Source organism: Agriterribacter sp. (genome assembly GCF_035445465.1).
Lineage (GTDB): Bacteria > Bacteroidota > Bacteroidia > Chitinophagales > Chitinophagaceae > Agriterribacter.
In genome coordinates this window covers 134,796-158,729 of sequence record NZ_DAOMQT010000003.1, presented here as the reverse complement: position 1 = coordinate 158,729, position 23,934 = coordinate 134,796, and the positions used below count along the sequence as shown (strand labels likewise).

Below are 23,934 nucleotides of genomic sequence, written 5' to 3'. Positions count from 1 at the left end.
TTTTCTATCAACAGTAATACTATCATTTATATTAATAGCCGCCCATAATGCGTTAAGCAAATGACTCCGGAGGCCTGAAAGTTTTCATTCTTTATTCTCTAAGCTCATCCACAAATCCTTTTAAAAGGTTTCAACGGAAAAAAATAGTATTATCCTTCTTCCACCACCAGCCAGGTAAACCCGCCGGCAGGGACTTCAACCGGCACCTCCGCTTCATAATTATGATTCAGTGTATAGATCTTCGGGATGCCTTCCTGTTCTCTAATTTTTGCTACAGTTTTTAATCCGGTATAATATAAGGGTAACCGGAAAAAATTTTTGATGGGCTGATCCGTAGGATTAAATATAATCGCCATCCCTCTGGTATCCAATTCCGGGTTCACATGGAACATCCCATCCAGGCTCCTGCCCGTTGGCCGTCCAATATGAATGATATCCGAAGTAAGGATACTCCTGTACTTTTTGAACCAGCCTGTCCACTTTTTTACCATCGCTTTTGTTTCCGGGGTATCATATAAGCGGTTACCCCTTACCGTAAACTGGCAACCACTGGCAAGATGCTGAAAAAGCCCCACTTCGTAGCGATCCATATTCTCCGAAAGTGGCTCCAGTCCGATACGGGGATCATTGGAGTAAAACCCCACCAACTGAAGCGTCATCCAGCCCATTGTTGGCGCCTTATGCCAGGTGCCGTCATAAATATATTGCCTCCCCAGCAACAACTGCTGTTGCGGTGTAAGATTAGCGCTGGCTTCACGGTAACCCATACCAGTGGCAGCCTGCCCGTTTAAAAAATACCAGTCAGGCATAGGCGTATACATATTCCGGCGTTGCAGCTCATGTATTACACTGGTTTGAAATTTCCATTGTTCCCATTGGGAATCATAATAATTGCGATGATGGGAATGATCAACCGCTGCACACGCGTCACCATGATAAGGGCCATCCACATTTAACGACATTAATCCTGTGGTGTCAAAAAATTTCCACATTTTAGGGTAGTATATATCCTGCCATTTACTGGCGATGCATACACTTTGCCCGAAAAAGCTGCCAGGCTTACCGGTAGCCGGGGCAATACAATCATATGCAGCGCCCCTTCCACGCGAAGCTACCTGCAGTTCGTAACCACCTGTTATAATGCCTTTGGTTTTTGCGTAATCCGCTACCTCTTTCCACAAAGACAGGTATGCCGGGGCAAGGTTATCATGACTGATTCCCGGCCACGCCATCACATCCAGCCTTTCAAACCCCAGCTCACTCATCTGGTCAATAAATTGTTTCAGTTTCACGGGATCTTGCGAAGTAATGCCGCCTGTGAGTAAGCTTTCGGATACCTGTGGCGCCAGCTTACGATATAACCTGCGGTTGGCTAAGGTTTGCCGCTCCTGGTCATCATTATCATGCAATAATTCAAATGTGCTGAAAGAATGAAACAGGGAATCGTTAGCCACATGAGCCGAAGGCCCAAAATGGAGTGTGCTCAGTAACAAGTTGAAATGCGGATTCTTCAGAAAAAGATCTTCTGCGGGATTATGGGTGGCCCAGGTATTATAATCCGGGTCTACTACCCAATGCGTGGTACCGTATCCGAAACGGGCAGTGTTATTTTTATCATCAGAAGGATAAAGTGTGGAACCACTTGCTTCGGGCGTATTGTTAACCGCGGCGAAAGCATAATCGCTTTCCACATGCAGACGGCTTTCCTGGTCTTGTGATACTGCCAGTACCTCACATTCCATTTTATTCACCACAATTTCCCTTCCTTTATTATTTTTTACCGTTAGCCATTTACGGATAACCGGCATTCCTTCATACATTTCGTAGTGTACATCAATGGTTACCCCACTCATAGCGGCAGGTGGCTGGTAATGCATGATAATATATAATCCTTTTGGCGGCCACTCAGTATTTACCGCATTATATTTAACCTGCCAGGGATAACGGGGTTCAGGATCTCTGATCTCCATTCCTGAAAAATAAAAAGCATTGGGTTCAGCAACGAGGGCTGTACACCATTGTTCAAGGAAATATGATTTTTCAGGTTGACCAATCAAACCACCTATATTATGCCAAACGCTGTCGAGCATCACCCGCGCTTCCGGCTTAACGGCACGAATATACTCTGCTTCATTAGATAAGTTTTTATAACTGATACAAGCAATATTACCCCCAATATAAAACGTTCTGCTCACCAGTCCATTGGTAAGCATAAGCTTTGCCGTTTCACCGTTACCGGCTTTTTGCAGTAATAATTTTACTTGTTGCTTAACCGGAGTAACCAGCCAATCTTCTTTTACCACCTCCGCATGCAATGCATTCACCATTGTTACCTGCGGGAGCGCCGCTAATGATGCGATCAGCGATTTTTGCTTTTCAGTGGCCTGCTTTTGTTCTTTATGCAGTTCTTCCACATTAAGCAATAAGTATTTTTTAGCATCAAATTTTGAAGCATATGTGCTTAACCTTGCGGCATAAATCAACCCATTAAAATTGGCATTATTACCTGCATTAGCCAAAGAAAAATTATCAGCTATTTGTTTTGATAATCGAAACTTACCTTTCCTCTTCCCGTTGACATATAGGTTTCCGTTGCCATTTTCATTTACCAATGCCAGGTGTATCCATACTTCCGGCGTAACCGGCGCCATTACATAAGATGCTTTGCCATCAACAACAGCCACCCAGTTAGATCCCTGCTGCGCGATGACGTACCCCTTTGAAAGGTTTCCGAAAGCCGCCACGCCAAAATTTGTTCCCTGATGCCCATCATTGTTATTAAGCGTAATTGCTTTTACCCAGGTTTCTAAAATAAATTTCCCCGAGGCCTCGCCTATCTTTTTTTTAATGGCGTAAGCTGCATTCCCTTTGAATAAAACGGCCCCTTCCCCATTCAGTTTTTTATCGGCAGGCGCATCAGCGAAAAACAAAGGTGCACCCGAGCTTTTTAAGTCATTGCCATTGCCGCTCATATCTTTCAATATCTCCGGCGCAGCCGCAAAAGTAACAGTACCCGAGCGTCCCATATTGTAATATGCATTTGTAACCAATTGCCCATAGCTTTGCGCATAAAACACTACAGTAATTAATATAAAGCCCAAAAATATTTTTCTCATTTCCAAAGAAAGTTTGCCGTTCGGTTATATTTTATCCCCCTTTTATAAAAATAGAATTTGTTATTATAATGCGGAGAATACCCCGTATATGCTCAAGCGTTTGTTTTTATAATTTTTAGAAGATTATTTATTCCCTTTCAGCCGGCGGGAAATACCTTTCAGTGATTCAAGATGCGATGTTTCTATACTACCGTCTCTAAACAAGCATATATCAATGCTCACCACACCACCATTGGCATTGCATTTACGGATGTAATCGGCCATAAAATCAGGGGTATACCGCAAGCCAGGTGCGGCCCACTCATTTCCGAGGTAAGACAAGACATGCCACTGCACACCATCACGCCAGCGAGACAAGGGTACTTCACCAAACTTGTTCTGCTCACCTGTGGTATAGTCATCTTCAGTCGTTGATGAATTGGAGCTTGTCATTTTAGGGTTGTTCAAAGCAATGATCCTTTTTGCATTGCCTGCCCGGAGTCCTTTTGCGAGGATAGCCCACTTTTCTTTGTTGTACCCAATATATTCATAACATCCGTCTGTCCACCATCCCGCCACTTTATCTTTATATCGTTCCCCATATTCTGCAGCTACATCTGCCCATTTCTGTACATAAGCTTCTGTTACTTTTTCAGTATAGCCCATGGCCTTAGCGGCTTTTTCATCATCACGCGGCCCATCACCCGTCCAGTATAACATTAGTTTAATACCTCTTTTATGAAGCGATGCATACAAATCTTCCACCAGGTCGCGTTTAGCACAGGCTTCGCCCGGTTTATACCCGGTTATTTTGTCGAAGGTTTTATTCGGCGCTATAAGGTGACGGGTTCTCTGCATCATGGTAAAGACTACATACGAGGCCCCTGTTGATTGTATTTGCATTGCAAATTTTTCCGTATCAAATTCATTCACGCAGGCATCCCAATCGGTTGTGCCATCCATGGTGTTAATACGGTTGCCCGCACACTGTACGCTATACAAATAATGCACAAAAACACCCCATCCAGCCGCTTTAAACCAATCCGTATTCCCCGCTCTTTCAGCAGGAATTCTACTACTGGTTTCAGGCACAGTATCTTTTAATGGCACAGGATGTTGTACATACCCGTTATTAGCAACCATGGGCTGCATAACTATGGTTGCTACATCGGTTGTTACATCCCGTTTTCCATCTAAAAAAAGAAAAAGAGATAAGAATGGTATATAAAAAACAAGCAAATAAATTTTCATTATTATTTGTATTATACTAACCGGCAATTCTTTTGCTTTTTGCATAGCTTACATTAAGCCATGCAAAAGATCAAAAAGTATAGTATGCGTAAGCCCTCCGTTTATTAACCAGGGGCTTACGCATAAACAATACATATCGCTGCAACTTTTATAGCAGGAGTGGATATATTTTAATTACTGCAAAGGATCAAAGTTTCCTCCCCAGGTATTATTTTGCTCAATCTTGCTGTTGCGCTCTAAAACTGATTTTGGTATGCCAAAGAAGGAATACTTGTCTTCATCCAGCATCACTATTTGACGGTAATCCTCGTTTTCTGTTACTGTAAATTGATCCCAGATTGTATTAATATCGGTTAAACCTGTTGGCCGGTTTGCAGCCGTACCGTTCCATTCAAACCTTAATCCATGAAAGTATTTGTCTTTAAAACTATTAAAAGTGGAAGCGTACATACGCCACCTGCGCAGATCCCAAAATCGCTGCCCTTCAAAAGCGAATTCAACCAAACGTTCGTCCATTATAGCCTTTCTAATGTCAGGAATTGCTGCAGCAGTAATTCCATACTTCCCACCAGCTCCCGGTTCAATTCCGGCTCTCTGGCGAATTTGGTAAAGTACCGTCAATGCTTCGTCAGTTTTGTCTATTTCATTTGCAGCTTCTGCCATGTTCATCAACACTTCGGCATATCTGATTTCAATCCAGTCAACCTGTCCATCCTCTACGGTCGTTCTTGTTATGTTGCGGTCCAACATTTTAGCAGGATAAAATCCTGAATGGGAAAATAAATTTTCACTGTTATCGGCCCTGGCTTCTTTACCGTTTATACCAGTAGCTGCATTCCCGTCCGCATCATAAAAATATGTCCACATATTTTCCTTCCCAAACATTTCGGCCAGAAAAGGTTCAGCGCCGTTATATGCAATAGAAGCGTAAAAACGTTCATCACGGTTTTGAAATAATTTCCTGTAGTCCATTGTTGCCGGATCATATTTTGACCCATCCTTCATTGGGTATGCATTCACTAATTCAAGTGAAGGAATATTTCCTCCTACACAACCACGTGCATACAGCAAAGGGCGCATACAAGCCTGAGAATAGCCATTGGCAAATCCCGGATATTGGAATCTTTTTACCATAATCACCTCTTTGTTCATTTCGTCGGTCCACAATTCTTTATAATTGTTGTACAACCCTTTGCCGTGCTCACCTAAAAATGTAAGGGCATCCTTATTCGCATTATATGCATCAGTCCAGCGTGAAAGATCATTAGCCCGGTTAAACTGAGGACTGGCCCAATACAGCAATACCCTGCCTTTAAAAGACATAGCAACACACTTATCAATACGGCCAATTGCACTAACAGGTTCTACCAATGTAATAGCTTCATCAATGTCTTTTAAAATCTGGGTAAAGCATTCTGAAGTTTTACTCCTGGGAACAAAAACAGCTTGTTCATTATCCGGCGATTCGGGTGCTAAAATCAATTCAACGCCCCCATAAGCTTTAACCATCCTGAAATAGGCCCATGCACGCCAGAAGAGCGCCTGTCCTTTTAATGAACCTTTGATACTGTTATCAAACGTCGCGTCATCTATTTGCGCCAGGAAGAGGTTGATCTTCCTTATATTATCATAAGGAAAATCATTATAAGTATCGGAAGTTAAAGTACCATTCAGGTATGCGCTTAGTGCTTCTGCATATTCGCCGTTCACCACCATTGTTTCATCTGTTCTTCTGCCAACAGTAAATGGTGCGGGCATAAAGTTGGCGTAAATATCATTTACATACGCTTCTGCAACTGCGGGATTTGTCAGGATATCTTTACTTCCCAATGCCTCAAGATTCGATTTATCTAAAGGGCTACACCCATTGAACAAACAATGGCATAAAAAAGCACTTAATAATATTTTAATTAGTTTCATATTGCTGCTTTTATACTTTACTAAACAAGAATAAAATTGATCAGAATAAAACATTTGCACCAAATGTAAATGTCTTCATCGTTGGATAAGCATTCATACTTCCAACATTGGGATCATGATAATCATATTTCGAGAATGTCAGCAGGTTTGTTCCTGACACGAAAAACGATATACCTGACACTGTGATTTTCTGGCATAAGCTTTTTGGAAGCGCGTAGGAAAGATTTACATATTGTAAACGAAGGAAGCTTCCATTCTTTAACCAGAACGTTGAAGGCAGATGATCCATAGTATAATCCCATGTAACAGGCCGCGGATACCGGGCATCAATATTATCAGGCGACCAGGAGTCTAACCAGAAGGTAGGCGGTCTTGCGCCGTCAAAGAATCTTCTGCCATATCCATCATCATACAATTTCGATCCGCCTGTAACACCCTGGAAGAATACATCAATTCTCAGTCCTTTCCAGCCTGCATTCAGATTTAATCCAAAAGTATACGGATTAAGCGCATGCTTTCCTTTCAGCACCTGCCTGTCATAATCATCAATTTTGCCGTCGGGAATGCCATCCTGGCCATTTACATCTTCAAAATTAAGCGCACCCAGTTCCGGTGCACGGCCATAGATCGTATAAGCGGAAGGCAGGTCGTCTATATCTTTTTGAGTGCGGATAATGTCGGTAGCAACCAGCATCCTGATATAATCCGTAGGACGTCCGTTCGGATTATCAACATCCTGAACATTCTGAGCCACATCCCTCAGCTTCACTTTATTTGCCGCATAGGAAAAGTTGCCCTTAATTCCGTACTCCACCTGTCCTGCACTGCCTATGTAACCCAATTCAAGCTCATATCCATGTGCGTCTACAATTCCATAATTTTCCGGAGGCATACTTCCCCCAAAAGAAACAGGTAAAGAAGCTATCCTTGTATCAAGAATGTCATAATTGTGCCTGTTGAAATATTCAGCAGTAAACAAAAAGCGATTAAATAAACGTGCGTCGATGCCTAAATTCAGTTCCCTGGTTTTTTCCCATGTCAGCTTTTCATTTACAATTCCATTGTAAGTAACACGTGGCTGCGGAGCCGTACCCAATAAATAATCGCCGCTTACACCATAAGACTCACTCCATTTCCAGCCACCCACTGCATCATTTCCCGCCAATCCCCAGGAACCGCGCAGTTTCAGAAAGTCTATATCTTTTGCTTTAAAAAACGTTTCTTTCGATATTACCCAACCTGCCGATACAGAAGGGAAGGTTCCCCAGCGGTAATCAGGGCCAAAAAGCATAGAACCGTCACGGCGGGCAGTAGCATTAACAAAATATTTTTCATCATAGTTATATACAATCCTGCCGATATAGGAAGCACGTCCAAATTCTCTTTCCGTACCACTTACATAGGAATCATTTCTAGAAGCAGAAGTTGCCCAGAACTGGTCATTTTGTACCAGTGGGAAGTTTTCCCGCACGCCATAAAAGTAGTCGTATGCACCTTCACTCTGCTCGTAAATAAAAACAGCATCAATATTGTGCCTCCCAAATTGTTTGGTATAATCTGCAGCGAAGTTCAATTGGTAATTATCGGTTGCTTCCTGTATTTTGGCTAACCGCTCTTTATTCGGATATGCTGATTTAATAGTGCCAATCACTTCATCAGTATAAATGGCACCATTGGTACCTTCTCTTACCACATCGTATAAGGTGGTTTTGAGCTCATGCAACTTCATTGTGGTAGCTACATAATTCGGACTGTACTTTCCGGAAACGGATAAGCCTTCAACAAATGGAACTTTGTATGTTAAACCAAGCAATAAAGCAACATTCCGTTCAACCCTTGTATTCGTACCTCCTTCTTCAACGAATGCCAGGGGATTTCCTATCCAGCCGGGGTTAATGAATTTTCCGTCAGATGTTTTTGGTGGTACATTAGGAAGGTAATAAAGCAAACGTCCCCATAAATTACCAAACTGAGGATTAACATCAAATCCTACCAGGTCCTCCTGCATTGCGAACCTTTTTTTGGTTCCCTGGTTATAAGCAACATTAAAAGTACCGGTAAGATTCTTTGTGAAATTTACATCTATATTGGAACGGAAATTATATTTCTTGAAATCTGCATTTTTTATAAAAGCTGTCTGATCAAAATAGGAGCCCCCCAGGAAATATTTTACCTTATCGGATCCCCCGGTTGCAGAAATGGAATGGCGTTGCAATGTAGGATCACGGTAAGCCAAAGTATACCATGCTTTGGCTGGATCATTTTCATTAAAAAAAGCTACCTCCTCATCATCATACATTGGAGGTAATCCCCTGTAAGTACGTGCTTCATTATTCAGCCTTACCATATCTTTAGCCCCTACATATTGCGGTATTTTAGAAGGATTGTCAAAGCTGTATGAGTAGCTGTAATTAAGCTGAAATTTTCCTGATGCTCCTTTTTTAGTAGTTACCAGAATTACCCCGTTTGCCGCACGGGCACCGTAAATAGCACCGGAAGCCGCATCTTTAAGAACAGTGATATTCTCCACTTCATTATAATCCATTGCATCGAACAGACGCTTATCTGATATTATACCGTCAATGACATATAATGGATCATTACCTGTACTTTTCCAGGTATTTACAGAGCGTACCCGAATTGCGGGAGCGTAACCGGGTGCACCGGAACTCTGATTCACATATACACCGCTCAACCGCCCTGCAAGGGCGCTGGAGAGATTGGGAACAGGGATGTCTTTAACCTCATCGGCTTTCATGGTAGCAATGGCTCCTGTAACTGACGCTTTCTTCTGCGTGCCATACCCCACTACTATCACCTCATCCAACCCTGAAGCGGCTATTTTCAGCACAATATTGTCTAACTGATTTCTTCCATTTACCGGTATTTCTATGGTTTCGTATCCTACCATACTTATTTCCAGCACAGCTTTCGCATCTACGGCAATAGAGAAAGAGCCATCAGCCTCAGTAGTTACACCAACACTCTGACCTTTTACTTTTACAGATGTTCCCTGCAGTGGCTCGCCGGCTTCGTCTGTTACCCTGCCACGCACATCTATCTGGCTAACAAGGTCTGCCTGGCTGGGGGAGATTACCACCATGTAATTATTCAAAATCTTATAGGCCAGGGTATTGCCCAGCACTTTCTGCATGATCTCCGGTATGGTAGCATCCGTAACATGGATATTTATTTTACCAATTTTTTTGATATCGTTCTGCAGATAGAAAAAGCGGTAAGCGCTTGTTTTCTGGATATTCGCAAAAACCTTTGCAGCTTCAACCTGATCTAAATTCAGTGAAAATCTCTCCTGGCTATACCCTTCGGCAGTGGCGTGGAGAAAAGGAATGACCAACAACAAAACAGTTATTTTCATACACAGTAAATACTTAAATACCGGACTGCATATATCATGCAGCCTGTACCTGCTTTTTTTCATATATTTGAATTGAAAAGTTAATAAAGGGGAATAAGCTGTCCCTACAGTCTGGCTGATTCCACGGTTTAGTACATTAGCTTTTTCGGGGAAGAGTTCCAACCTCTTCCCTTTTTTATGGATTGTTTATGGCGGATCGTAATAAATCATAAGCAAGTTTTTGGGTTTATAATATGTATGTATAAGCATTACCTGATAAAAACATCGTTGCCATTTATATCGTACGCAAACCCTACCATGATCTGTAATACATGCATCGCCTCATTAAGGCTTACATTATCAAAATCACCGGTCATGAGTAAGTGTTTCATTTTTTCATCTTTAAAATGAATATGCACATTATACCAGCGCTCCATTTTCAGCGCTACTATCTCAAGTGGTTCCTGGGTAAAAACCACTTTTTCTTTCACCCATACCGCTTCTTCCGGTATGGTCGTTTCCTTTTTATCGGGCTTTACGGTCTGCACTTCATAGCTAAGCGGGGTAGAAAGCGTATGCGCATGCCCCTCCTCTTTTGCTATGCTGCTGTTCCTGAGGGAAATTTTTTCATTGGGTAATAAAATCACTTTTTTCTCGGCATCTTCTTTCAGGCTAACCTCTACTTTACCTTCTACTACTGTTGTTTCTATATCTTCTTTTGTGTTATACGCCTTTACATTAAAAACCGTACCCAGCACCTTCACCATCATCCGGCTGGTATTCACTAAAAAAGGGTGAGCCGCATCTTTGGTTACCTCAAAAAAAGCTTCCCCGCTTAACCACACTTCACGATTATTACCACCAAAGTCTTTATTGTATACCAGGCGGCTGCCACTATTCAGATGAACTTCCGTACTGTCGGGCAATATTATTTTTTTTCTTTCCCCGTTCCTGGCCACGGTTACAGAATCCTTCGTACCGGCTCCAGTTCCGGCTACAAGTGTTTGTTTTTGTGAAGGCTGAAATAACCATATGCTTAATAACACAAGCGCTGCCAAACCTGCGGCTACACCCATAGCCCGGCGAAACAACACTTTTTTTGCCTGCCGCTGAAACCCGGGAAAAACAGTAGTATCTTCTGTTTCCGCCGGGAAACGTGAAGCAGTACGCTCCCATTTTTCATCCAGCTCCGTTTCATTTACCCTGGCTTTCTTTTGCCAGATCTCCTGTAGCAGCTCTGCCAGGTAAGGCTCAACCTGCTTCTCCTGCAACAGTTGCTCCAATTCACTCAGCTCATCTTTCGTTGCTTCATTACTTAACTTTTTTCCAAATAAAATATAAATCCTGGCTTCCTTCATTATATGCGTTGTATATGTAGGACACAATAACAAGCCTTAGCCCCTAGCGGGTAATAAAATATTTTTAATTGATAGAAGGATGTAAAGCGGGAAGCGGGAAATTTGAAGTAAATTTTAAATCCGAAGCCGGAATTTCGAAGTCCGAAGGGAATACAAAGCACCAAATAGCAAATAACAAGAACCAAATAAAGTTCAAATATTAAATTTTAAATCCGAAGCGAATCCCAGCGGTAAACTAAAAACGATAAATTGAGAAATCCGAAGCCGGAATTTCGAAATCCGAAGGGAATACAAAGCGCCAAATAGCAAATAACAAGAACCAAATAAAGTTCAAATATTAAATTTTAAATCCGAAGCGAATCCTAGCGGTAAACTAAAAACGATAAATTGAGAAATCCGTAGTTGTAAACTCGAAATTCGAAAGGGAATCCAGCTAACAGCAAAGTGTGAGTTAAAAAAGGAGTATTCAGCGTATCGTTAGTAGCTCATACCTCATACCTTATACCTTATACCTTATACCTTATACCAACTGATAGCTGACCGCTGACCGCTGACCGCTGACAGCCGATAGCTGACCGCCGATAGCTTTAACGCAGAACCTTACACCTGATCACCAGTACTGGCTGATCTTCTTTCTTAAAAAGGCCACGCTTCTTTCCAACTGTGCCATGCCATCCACACCATCCTCAATGCTGATCCAGCTATCGAAACCAACCCTTTTCAATTCGGTAAAAATAGCATCGTAATCGTTCAGCCCTTTGCCTATTTCACCATGACTCAGCCTTTTGGCATATCCCTGTGCTCCACCTTCCTCTTTCCTAAGGTCTTCAATCGTACCTTCTTTCAGGTAGCGGTCGCTGGCATGCATGGTTACCACCCGGTTAGATACGCGCTTCAGCAGCTCAATGGGATCTTCACCGGCCAGGTACGTATTGCTGGGATCGTAATTAACACCAAAATGGGAGTGATGAATGCTATCTACCAGCTTACAGAATACATCCACTTTTTGCGCGAATTCGGGATACTCCCAAAAATCGTCTTTGTAATGATTTTCCAGGATCAGCGTAATGCCGCGTTCCGCTGCATAGGGCAGGCAGGCATATATACAGTCTGCCGCAAGCTTAACGCCTTCGTCAACAGATAATTCGGGCCGGCGCTGGCCCGACAGTACCCGGCAATAAGATCCGCCCAGGGTATGCGTCATATCAATCCATCCCTTTTGTTTGGCGATTTCCTTTTCGCGGAATTTTGCATCGGGATGCGTAAAGTCGGGAGAACAGCACATCATTGGAATTACTTTTCCATGATCTTCTACTTCTTTCCTGAACCGCAGCCAGTTTTTCTGATCTGCCATTTCTAAAAAGCCGGCATACCATTCCAAACCGTCAATATCTAAAGCTGTGGCAAGTGATATCCATTCGGAAACAGTCATCGTTCCATCTTTACAAAGCGCCTGCATAAAGGCTTTGGGAAAAGCGGCTAACCGGGGCATGATTTAATTTGAAATTTGAGATTTAAAATTTGAGATTTAAGCAAATTACAAAGTATGGTATGTATAGGAGGAAAATATTGCTTTTTAATACCTGCTACAGGTTAATAAATTCATTATTCCTGCGTTTGGCGGGTATTGTCTTGCAAAATAAACCGGGTACTAAAAAAGGCAAAGGTCCAACATTGTGTGGACCTTCAACCATAATAAACCTGCCCGCCATTTTTATTTCACCAATACCATTTTCTTTTTTTGGCTGATACCTTTACTGCCCCTGGCATGCACAAAATACAAGCCACTGCTTAAGTTATGCAGGCTTTTGGTAATTTTCAGGTTACCGCTGCCGGCGCTGCCGTTGTATAATTCAGCTACCCGCTGCCCGGATGCGGAATATACGCTGATAAGGAGCTGCTGTGTTTCTGCTATATTTAGTTCAAGGGTTACCGTACCATTGGAAGGAACAGGGTAGAGGGTCAGTTGGTCACCATTATTGACAGGTTCTTCGGATTTCATATGCACCGTTGCTTCAGCAGAAGCCGATTTATTTTCAAGGTTGCCAACTTTATCTATTGAAATGCTGTAAAAGCCATAGGTGCTTCCCGGATTGACCTTAAATAAGGAAGAATCTCTCATTTTACCGGCGTATCTGTAAGGTTCATTATTTTCGGAATAATACAAGTTATATACCCTGATACCACTTTCTGCATCATTGCCATTGATCTTTACTATGATTGTGCTATCGGTGACCTTTCTGGCCTCTGTTACAATGGAGGATGGAAGATTACGGTCAATGGTGTTGCTCCATATATCGGTTATAATAGGTTCATTTGCATCAAAAACAATAGAAGCCCTGTTTGCAATTACGGTTCCATTTGGCAGATTATCCTTTATGTCAACAGAAAAGCTGATATATCCTTCTCCCTCCGGAGCAGTTATATTCGGCGGTAAAAATCCCGCCAGCGGATCTTCCGTTACCACCCCTGTGGCTTTGTCAATGGTTTTAAACGTAGCTTTTACAATACCCGTTTCTTCATCTAATTTGATATAAAACCTTACTGATAAATCCTGCGTGTAACTAATATCTTCTACATATTCCGTTGCTCCGGCAGGTATAAGGTATGATTGTGATCCAAACCCGAACTGCCTGGGTCTGAACGTAGATAAATCGTATACATTCTTATCGAGCGTATCCAGGATGATCACCTCCTGGGCCGGGAGCGTAGCGATATTCATATTTTCAAATAATACGGTATAGCTCATTCGTTTATCATTACCACTTATAAACCTCGCTTCCCCGAAGCCGGAGGGCCCTGACTTGGTATTGGGGTCGAGAGAAGCCCTGGAATCTATCTCTTTTTCTTTTTCATCTTCAGGATCATCTTTGCATTTCTCCTTGATATTTATAATATTATCTCCAAGGTTTAATCCGAGCAATACAGCATCCGAATAAAAATCAACCAGTTCCACAAACGGGGCTGCTTCAGCGCCGACAACAGATATCAAAGCAGCTTCACCTGCACAGTTTTTAGCCGCACTCGCCAGGGCTTTGGAAAGCGAAGCGGCGGTTTTTGCCCCACCGGAACTACCTCCCGTGAACTTGTTCCACAAATAGCTTCCTGCCGTATATAAAGACGTAACACCCAGCTTAACAGCATTTGCAACACAGTCTAATCCAGGTATAACACTGATTCCATCCATAGAAAGATCGCCGGCTGTTTTTAGAATTGATTTAATACAGTCGTCAAAAATGGAACTATATTCCGAACCTGAATAAGGTCCTTTTACCCAAAGGTGTATTTTTTCTTTTCCTATAGTAGCAGTATTCAGGTTAAAGCTTATATCCTGGTATTCTCCGGCGGGTATGCCGGCAATATAGTATGCCCATAACTTTCCATCATACGGATATCCCCTTTCTTTGGTAACAAGCGTGTACTCCTTAATGGTATCTAGCGCGATGTCGTTATATGAGCCCAGCAGCAGGCTGTCCAGTCTTGTCACTTCCATGTCCATCGGAGTGAGAAGATAGACTTCGGTATGACCGGCCATCGTATTACCTTCATTATGTACTCTCATGATGTACACATTATCTGTATTAAACCGTATGATATCTCTACCTGCTATCTCCCCTCTCAGCTTCCTTACGAGATCTTCCGTAACGTACCCTCCGGGTATATTGTAAGTGGTATCATTCGTTGAAATGATCACGTCATATACACCAAGCGGTGCATCGTGCATATCTACAACAGCAGTAAAGACACTGCCCCTCTCATTTACCCAATTGACAGAATCAACTGAGCTCCTGGTGAATCCACCCTGTTTTAGCTGAACAGTCATACCTCCGTGAAAACCACCGCCATAAGCAGTAAACATTATATTACCCGGCCCTCCCGATTCAGGCGTGTACCTGTCCAGTCCGTTCACCACCAAACCCACTACGGTAGTGTCTCTCAGGCGGCACAATTCATTTTCAACAATTAACCGCACATCATACCCTCCCGGTTTATAGGTGATCAATGGCGGTGCTACAGTGCTATACTGCTCTCCGTTGCCCATGCTCCAGGTGTATTTCGTAGCAAGGGTTGATTCGTTGGTAAACTCATAGGTGCCCCCAGCCCTGGTATAACCAATTTTTGCTTCGGGTTGCTGTGCGTCAAATGCGAACTGAAAATTATAGGCAAATGACCTGCCGGACGATGGCTGGTAAACCAGCACGTATACCGAATCGGATGTTATACAGTTAACAGTTAGTGTGTCTTTCAGCATATCTCCCGGATCAACGGCTGTTAAAGATTTAACTCCAACCTGCCGGCGGTTTTTATCATATACATATATAGCAAATCCTGCCCTCCCCGCACCGGTATTCTGAGCATCTATAAATATTTTGAGATTTCCATATGCAGGGATGGCGGTTTTGTAGTAATCATTGACATCGTTTACGGCATTGGCCACATACCCAATCAACCCTTTAACCGTATCTGCAAGATTGACTGTTACTGCCTGGTCAAAAGTATTGTTGGGCTCAGGGTCACCCTGCAGCGCATCGGGCATGGTATAGCGCAGCTTATAGCTGAAAGACTGGCTGCTGTTTTGATAAAGCAGGAGGTATATGCTGTCGGCAGCACGGGAAGCTATTTCTATGGTATCACGGAAGGCTTCGCCAGATGGAATGTTCTTTCCACCCAGGGTACCTTTTACATGAATCTGCCTGCGGCTTTTATCGTATGCGTAAAAATCAATGGAGCCGTTGCCGCCACCTGTATGAGTACCTTCTATATAAACCGTTACCGTACCATCCACCGGCAACAGGGTTTTAAAATAATCGTAGCGGTCGGTAACATTATCTGCCACATACCCTATATGACCTTCAATGCTTTCTCCATGCGCTATGGGTTTAGCCTCTGAAAAGTCATTATTAGGTTCAGGATCATTGGCGCTCTGGTTCAATACCGTGTAGCTGAGCGTATAGGCAAAGCTCTGGCTGCTGTTTTGGTAAACCGCAAAATAGACCGTATCAGCTGCACGGGAAAATACCTGAACGGTATCGCTGAATCGCTCGCCCAGCCCAATATTTTTGCCACCCAGTGTTCCTTTTACACCAATCTGCCGGCGGCTTCTATCATATATATACAGATCAATGGACCCGTTGCCGCCGCCTGTATGTACGCCTTCTGCATAAATGGTTACCGTACCGTCTGCCGGCAGTACTGCGCGGTAATAATCGTAGCGGTCGGTAATATTATTGGCTATATAGCCAATATGCCCGGCTACAACCTCCTGGTAAGGGAGTGGTAATGCCTGTGGAAAATCATTGTTGGGTTCGGTGTCGTTGGTGCTTTGATCAAGCACTTCGTAGCTCACCGCATAATCGAAAGACTGGCTGCTGTTCTGGTATACTGCGAAATAGACCGTATCGGCAGTCCGCGAATAAACGCGAAGGGTATCTGAGAACTGCTGACCTAATGTGATATTTTTTCCACCCAGTGTTGCTTTTACGGCTATCTGCCGCTGGCTTTTGTCGTACACATACAGATCTACAGAGCCCGAACCGCCACCGGTATGGGTACCTCTTATATAAATGGTAAAGGTTCCGTTGGCCGGTAATACTGCCCGGTAATAATCGTAGCGGTCGGTAACATTACTGGCAACATATCCAATGCGTCCATACATGGTATCATTGAGCGCTATGGGTACGGCTTCAGCAATTACATCATTAGGTTCCGCATCATCAATGCTTATATTAACCATTTCGTATCGTATGCTGTAATCAAATGACTGGCTGCTGTTTTGATAAAGCAAGAGGTAAAGACTGTCTGCAGCACGGGAATGTATTTCAATCGTATCGCTGAAATGTTCTCCCAATGCTATGTTCCTGCCACCCAGTGTTCCTTTTACATGTACCTGGCGCTTTTCCTTATCATAGGCATAGAAGTCTATGGAGCCGGAACCGCCGCCGGTATGGGTTCCTTCTATATAAACCTTTACGGTTCCCGTTACCGGCAACAATGTTTTGTAATAATCATGCCGGTCGGTAACGTTATTCGTAACATACCCTATCCTTCCGTACATTGTTTCCTGGTGCACAATAGCACCAGCCTGCGAAAATTCGTCGTTGGGTTCTGCATCATTAATGTTCTGATCTGCCACCTCGTATTGCAAAGCATAGCTGAACGACTGGCTGCTGTTCTGGTACACCAGTAAATAAATGCTGTCTGCTTCGCGTGAATAGATACGGACAGTATCTTTAAATCTTTGCCCCAGGGATATATTTTTACCCCCCAGTGTTCTCTTTACCTGTATCTGGCGGCGCGATTTATCATAAGCGTACAGGTCTATAGAACCCGAACCGCCGCCGGTATGGATGCCTTCTATATAAATGGTTACTGTGCCGCTCGTTGGCAACAATGTTTTATAGTAATCAAGGCGGTCGGTAACATTATTGGCTATATAACCAATCTGTCCTTCTTCCTTTTGCCGGTGGTTAAGCGGTTTAGCCTGTAAAAAATCATCATTCGGTTCAGGGTCAGTGGCGCTTTGATCCAGCACCTCATATTGCAAAGTAAAATCAAAGGTCTGGCTGCTGTTTTGATACAGCACCAGGTATATGCTGTCGGCAGCCTGCGAGTAAAGGCGAACGGTATCTGTGAACTTATCACCCTGGGATATATTCTTGCCGCCCAGCGTTCCTTTTACACCAATCTGCCTGTGGCTTTTATCGTATGCATAAAAATCTATGGAGCCGGTACCCCCCTGTTTGTGTTCTCCTTTTATATACACGGTTACCGTACCATTGGCAGGCAACAGGGTTTTATAATATACGTAGCGGTTAGCAGGGCCAATGGTACCGGACTTACTGTTTCCGGTAGCTAACGATTCCGCTGTTGCAAAATCAGATTGTGCCGCCAGGCCATTCCATGATAGCAAAGCCACCAAAAAGAGTAAAGTTAATCTCATACAGTAAATTTTTTAAGGAAGAAACTATTGATATAAGCGAATAGATTTAATAAGCATTATTGCTCCAGTTAAGCAGCAATGAAAAACGCAGTGTATTGGAAAGCGGATGCTGGGTTATACCGTTCCCCGATGGTATGAGGTATGAAAAATTAAATCCCAATATATTATAACGTACACCAATACCTGCTGTAAGGTATTGCCTGTCTCCTCTCTCCTTTGCTTCAAAATAATAACCGCCACGCAGTGCAAACAGCTTATCGTACCAGTATTCCAGCCCGGCAGCAATACCCACCTGCCCGGGAAAATCGCCGAAGGAATTTCCCCAGCTTTCCGCCACGCCTTTTTGCCTGTACCTGCTCACTGCATCGGGGGAATCTCCTTCCGGTACCGGCACCAGCAATTTATTTACATCAAGCCCTATTGAAACAGCATGTATTTCATTGAATACTTTATTCCATGATGCCCCGATACCGAGGTTGGCAGGTATGAAATCTTTTTCCGCAGTATTTTTTATATAGGATATCTTACTGCCGAGGTTCGTAAAGGCAGCGCCAAAAGTAAAGCCATCTCCTTCTGAACGGCTATCGTAATACAGCCCTATATCGGCGGCAACAGCCGTGCCGTTTTGGTAAACCACACCCGGATCGGCAACATTATTTACCAGCCCCGAATGAACATACCTGGCAGCAATACCCAGTCCCAGCCCGTCTGTTAGTTTCCTGGAATAGCCCAGATCAACGCTGAATTCTCTCGGGTTGCTTCCACCCAGGTTATTTCTGCCATCAGAAGTGAATTGAATATTACCGAGGCTGAAATACCTCAGACCAATGCTTATTGCCTGGTTTTCATCCAGTTTATAAAAGCCGCCTGCCGATGCAAAATACACATCATCGCTTATCTTTTTCAGCCAGGGAATATAGGAAACGGAAGCGCCTCCGTCTTCTTCATTAAACACTACTTTGCCCATATTCCAAAAGCCGGCGCCTGCATCGGGCAGGGTGGCAATACCTGCATCCCCCATTCCGCCGGAACGGGCATCGGGCGCGATGCGTAAAAAAGGAACGGGTGTAGTAGCAATGTTGAGGGGTTTTTGCGCTGTGGCAACCGATAGCACCAGGCAGCCACAAATAAGCAGTGCCATTCTTCTCAAAAGCAATAATGGTTTCATGTGCAATGGAATAATTGTATCTCTATATCAATTATTCTCCAACACGGTAAACAGCAAAACCGGTTTTTTTTAAAAAATTCGTCGAAAACTTATTTTTTCCTGAAACCAGGGCGAAAGAACAGGAAGCCGAGCATAGCTGCCAGAATGAGTGCACCACCTGTAAACCAAAGCCACGCATACGATGTATAGAGCGGGCTGCTGTCGCCCACCAGCGTCATACCTGCCCAAAAGTAGGGGTGCGATAATGCCGGATGAGAGGCTTCGATATGATGCAGCTTGGCAGATCGGAGCGCTTCACTTTTGGAAAGGCCTTTGGCAAGGTATTTATAAAAGCGGGTAATAATATCCGCGCTGGCTTTTTCATCAATCTTCCACAAGCTCATTACTACGGAAGGGCAGCCCGCATACATAAAACTGTGCGCCAGCGACATCACCCCTTCTCCCTGGCTCCAGTTGCCGCTTCCTGTTTCGCAGGCTGTTAATACCGCCAGTTCGGCCTGCAAAGGCGTGGCATATATTTCATAAGCATGGAGGTAACCGTCATCCATACCCGTTGAATCTGCCGGTACCGGCTTAGCCATGAAAAAGCGGGACTGTAATGGCGCAGTATGGTTTACTTCGGCATGGGTACCCAGGTGTAAAATATGATAACCTGCTGCCAGTTGCTTAAAAACACTTTCAATGGCGCTTTGCCCGGTAAACAGGTCGTTTTTTACATGCCTGCTGATCTGCTGCGCTGCAAGAAGCGTAAAAGGCTGCCGCAATAAATTATAATACTGCGGGTCGGTCATGGCGGTGTCGCCTACAGATGTGCGGTAAGCATCTTTCATTTCATCTGTAAATACCGGCACCAGCAACATAGCCCTATCGCCTGCCGCAGGCCTGGCCGATTGCAGAAGCACGGCATTGGTTGCCGAAAGCTGGTAGGCAATATTATACCGGCGAACCAGGTAATTCATCTTGTTAAACTGAACCGCATTATTATCAGATACCAGCAGCTCAAAATTAAGATAATACAGTTCTGCGTCCGGTACCACAATCAACTGACCGGAAATAAAATGCTGCTCCACCGGTTGAATAAGCTGCTGGTACAGGCGGTAAGCAGGTTCCCTGAAAGCTGTTGCAGACAAGCTGTACAAATCTTTTAAAGCCGTAACATCATCCAATACCCGTTTCTGTAAACGGTGCATATAAAAGCCTTTGTTGTTCAGTACAAAAATAAAAACAGCGGTATCCGTAACGGCGTATTGCAATAAAGTTTGTCCTTCACGCAGCATTTGCCTGCGTATTTCATTTATACTTAAAGGTTGTAAGTTATATTTCAGTTTTGCAATACCATTACCCGATTGCAGCATGCTGTCCTGGAAACGATAATAACCTTCCATAGCAGCCGTAAGCAATGTAAGCAGGGAGTCGTTCCTGCTGCCGGCATCTATGTATTGGGTATTTAAGGAGCTGATCCGTTTACGCCAGTACAAATCTTTCTCATCCGCCGCATTTTTGGTACTGCGGCTGGCATCTACCATAATATTATTGGCAGCCAGCCGTAACAGTAAAGCCTTGCTTCTTTCTGAAAATTCAAATGCTTTTTCAGCAAAATTTTTAGCGGGTTCTTTTTGATGCAGTTCCCAGCAAGCTTCCATAGCGGCATTATAAATGGCTTTATGCTGTGTTGCCAGTTGCAAAAGCGATGCCTGCGTTCTTAAAGCCGGTAAGCTTTTTTGCAGGTATATGCCATAGCCGTTGGCTAATTGGAGCAGCTTGTGCAACTGCTGCGTTTTTCCGTTTTTTTTATATAACCGGGATTCTATCGCTGCCCGGTTTTGGAGGTACCGGATAATATGGTGATTAAAAGGCAGCTTTTCTATCCAACCGCCATCGGGCAGCACGGGAATCTGCAGCAGCTCTAAGAAGGTACTGTCGGAATAAAGCAGGGCCTGCGCCGGCTGATCGTTCAATAAATACGCATTGCTTATTTTGTTGTACTGCCCGGCAATAACAATATTACCCGGCGGGTAAACGCTGCGATATTTTTCAAGCACCTTTCGCAATATAGCTATAGCCTCACCTGATCGCCCTGTATGCGCATACACTTCAGCAAGCGTGGTACGTGTTTGCTCAACGATACTGGTGCTGGTAATACCTGCTTTTTTATTATTGTTCAATGCCTTCAGGTAAAAATCTTCGGCCTCAGCGTATTGTTCCCTGTTAAAAAAAAGGTCGCCATATTGCGACTCAACATAAGCGAGGTTGAGCCAATCGCCACCGGCATAAACTTTCTGCAGCGCATAAGCCCTGGCATAGAGGCTATCCGCTTCATCGTAATTGCCAACAGCACTTTTAAGGTTGGCCAAATGTGTAAGCGGACGAACAATACCGGCGCTCTCTGCCCCGTAATTAATTTCATGCAACTGTTTGGCTTTATCATAATATTCCAGTGCAAGCTGCAGCTCTCCAATTGTATGATAAAAGCTCCCCATATTATTGTAGGCGATGGCCAGCAGCTGCGGGTTTTTATGTTTGGCATAATCCTGCTGAATAATATGCACCATTTGTTGCTTGTGAAAAAGGGCTTCATCAAGGCGGTACATGCTTTCATATAAAATACCAAGATCATTATGCATCAGCCCTTTATTGGGGTGGTTGGCCGGCAGGTTCAGGTTGGCAAGCCTGTAAAATTCCAGACCGTACTGCTCTGCCTGGTTATACCAGCCCGCGTCGTGCGCGATCAGCATTAATGACTGGTATACACCCAGTAACTGCCGCGCATCTTTCCCGTATAAATTTTCATTTATTTTTTTTGCTTCTTCCGCATAGGCCAATGCCGGGGTAAAATCCTGCAGCTCCAGAAACAACCATGATAAATTGGTGTATAAGGCGGAATAGATACCGTTAGGCGCCGCATTTTTATCTACGTGATCCAGTGCCTGCAGCAAATATTTTTTTCCTTTCTCCGCTTCCTTATTATGTACGTGGATCTGTCCCTTCTTATTAAAGGCAGCTACATGCAAAGGATTTTTAAAGGGCAACTGTTTTGCTATTATAATGGCAGAATCAATTACAGCCAGTGCAAGAGGCGTGCTCTTTTGGCTCCATACCATATCCGCTTTTTGTATGTATGCCAGCACCAGGCTATCGGTTACCCTAAGGGTGCGGTAATGATTAAGGGCAGTTTCAATATACAAAAAAGCACTGTCGTATTTCAGCGCCCGGTAAGCATCTACCGATTTTTGGTAGTAACCCTGCGCCGACAGATTACCGGTAAGCAAACCAAAGCATAAAACAATCAGCCAGCGCATTGTTCAGGAAGATAATTTTTGAAGTGCTTTAATGAGTAATTGTGCCTGGCTGTCGTCCTCTAATTGTTGCAACCATTTCATTGCCTCTGTTATATTGTTGGTTTTTACATAGGCTAAAGCCAGGTACCAGGCGGCTTTTTGCTGCCATTCACCCGCTTTATTTTCCGCTACAGGCAGGAGATGCTGCACGGCCCCTTCGAAATCATTTTTATTAAGACTAGCAACACCTATATAATATTGCAGCGTGTCTGTGAGCAATCCCTTTTCTTTTAACCCGGTCCATATTTCGATCGCTTTGTTGTAATCGCCTTCTTTGTAACTCACCATCCCATCATAAAAACCATACTCGCTTGTGCTGCTCATCGCCACCGGCAACCCGGGGTCGGCATGAAAATAGCCGGTAAATAGTTTACCGGGAGTAACGGATATGCTTTGATAATACCATGTGGCGGAAGCAACCAGCAACACTGCAGCCGCGGCATACCACCATTTTAATGAAATCTTCCTTATAGGAACTGTGTTTTCTGCCGCCGGTATATGCTGAACTGTTTTATCATCAAAAATTGCCGTTTGTACGGCAGCAACCAGCTTTCGCTGCAGGTCAACTTCATTCCTAAGCTGCTCATCTCCCACCATAGCCGCTTCAAACTGAAATCTTTCCGAAGCGTTCATTGTATCAAGCAGATATGCTTCTATCCGTTCAAACAGTTGCTGATCTATATGCTCCCTATACTCCTCCATGCTTTTTATTTTGCTCCAAAAAAAGTTTTCTTAGCTGCATCATGCAACGGTATTTAATGGTCTTTATGCTTTCTTCCGTATTACCCATGCCCGCCGCAATTTCACCGAGCGATTCCCGCTTGTAATAAAACAACCGCAGCACCTGCTTACACTTGGCGCCCAACTGCATAAAGCACTCCTGCAGCAAACCGCTTTGCTGCAACTGGTCCTTTAGCACCTCATGACCGTTATTTGCCACTTCATGGTCCAGTAATGCATCGTTGTAAATTATTTTACTTCTCGCGGCAGATCTTATTTGATTGATCCATTTAAACCTGCAAATCTGGCGGAGGTAAGCATTAAACTGTGCCTTATCTCCTTTAAACCGTCCTTGCTGCAGGCTCATCCATGCCGCAGCAATACTTTCCTGAAAAACATCTTTTGCGTCTGAATCATTGCCGGAGTTTTGCCGGACATAATTTTCCAGCCAGGGATAATTGTCTGCATACACTTGCTTTAATAAGTCTTCAGGGTTGCTGGATGACCAGTTGGTAAGGGTTTCCAAAACGAATAATATCTTTTGAAGGGAAGATACGATTTTTGGATAAATCCCCTTATAAAAAGAACATAAATCCCCTTATAAAAAAGACGTTCCACATTGCCCGCCCATACTTCTTTTACGGCGATGTTATCATTCTGATTATATATCAAGCTGATGGCAGCAAGGTGAACACCATTTATCCTGGTTAATGAAAAAAGCTAAAAGGTTCGGGGTAATATTTGCTTAGCGGAATATAGCAAGTGTTGCGAATGCGCGGGGCCTCCAGG

Annotated in this window: 11 protein-coding genes; all 11 read right to left on the bottom strand. The window is 43.7% G+C overall.

Annotation, left to right across the window (positions count from 1 at the left end):
• Window positions 1–149: 149 nt before the first annotated feature.
• The gene (locus PLE34_RS02900; RefSeq protein ID WP_324554038.1) at window positions 150–3,116 is read right to left on the bottom strand and encodes a LamG-like jellyroll fold domain-containing protein; all 2,967 of its coding nucleotides are present in this window, start codon (window positions 3,114–3,116) and stop codon (window positions 150–152) included.
• 123 nt (window positions 3,117–3,239) lie between these two features.
• Entirely contained in the window at window positions 3,240–4,346 is a 1,107-nt protein-coding gene (locus tag PLE34_RS02895; RefSeq protein ID WP_324554036.1) for an alpha-L-fucosidase, read from the bottom strand.
• A 174-nt stretch (window positions 4,347–4,520) separates the two neighbouring features.
• Window positions 4,521–6,266 carry a RagB/SusD family nutrient uptake outer membrane protein gene (locus PLE34_RS02890; protein ID WP_324554034.1) on the bottom strand — a complete coding sequence of 582 codons (1,746 nt, stop codon included), beginning with the start codon at window positions 6,264–6,266 and terminating at the stop codon, window positions 4,521–4,523.
• 40 nt (window positions 6,267–6,306) lie between these two features.
• Window positions 6,307–9,642: a SusC/RagA family TonB-linked outer membrane protein gene (locus tag PLE34_RS02885; protein ID WP_324554032.1), complete on the bottom strand. Its 3,336-nt coding sequence runs from the start codon at window positions 9,640–9,642 to the stop codon at window positions 6,307–6,309.
• 248 nt (window positions 9,643–9,890) lie between these two features.
• Complete coding sequence (locus tag PLE34_RS02880; RefSeq protein WP_324554030.1) at window positions 9,891–10,979, bottom strand: FecR family protein; 1,089 nt, start codon at window positions 10,977–10,979, stop codon at window positions 9,891–9,893.
• 610 nt (window positions 10,980–11,589) lie between these two features.
• Complete coding sequence (locus tag PLE34_RS02875) at window positions 11,590–12,471, bottom strand: sugar phosphate isomerase/epimerase family protein (RefSeq protein ID WP_324554029.1); 882 nt, start codon at window positions 12,469–12,471, stop codon at window positions 11,590–11,592.
• A 222-nt stretch (window positions 12,472–12,693) separates the two neighbouring features.
• Window positions 12,694–17,919 (bottom strand): T9SS type A sorting domain-containing protein, encoded by a 5,226-nt coding sequence (locus PLE34_RS02870; protein WP_324554027.1) that lies wholly within the window; start codon window positions 17,917–17,919, stop codon window positions 12,694–12,696.
• 46 nt (window positions 17,920–17,965) lie between these two features.
• Window positions 17,966–19,087, bottom strand: coding sequence for a type IX secretion system outer membrane channel protein PorV (porV, locus tag PLE34_RS02865; RefSeq protein ID WP_324554025.1), 1,122 nt, complete (start codon window positions 19,085–19,087; stop codon window positions 17,966–17,968).
• 89 nt (window positions 19,088–19,176) lie between these two features.
• On the bottom strand, window positions 19,177–22,386 hold the full coding sequence (locus PLE34_RS02860; protein WP_324554024.1) for a CHAT domain-containing protein: 3,210 nt from the start codon (window positions 22,384–22,386) through the stop codon (window positions 19,177–19,179).
• Between the two features lie 3 nt (window positions 22,387–22,389).
• Window positions 22,390–23,127 (bottom strand): hypothetical protein, encoded by a 738-nt coding sequence (locus PLE34_RS02855; RefSeq protein WP_324554022.1) that lies wholly within the window; start codon window positions 23,125–23,127, stop codon window positions 22,390–22,392.
• Window positions 23,114–23,671 carry an RNA polymerase sigma factor gene (locus PLE34_RS02850; protein ID WP_324554020.1) on the bottom strand — a complete coding sequence of 186 codons (558 nt, stop codon included), beginning with the start codon at window positions 23,669–23,671 and terminating at the stop codon, window positions 23,114–23,116. Before PLE34_RS02850 ends, PLE34_RS02855 begins: the two co-directional genes overlap by 14 nt.
• Between the last annotated feature and the right edge of the window lie 263 nt (window positions 23,672–23,934).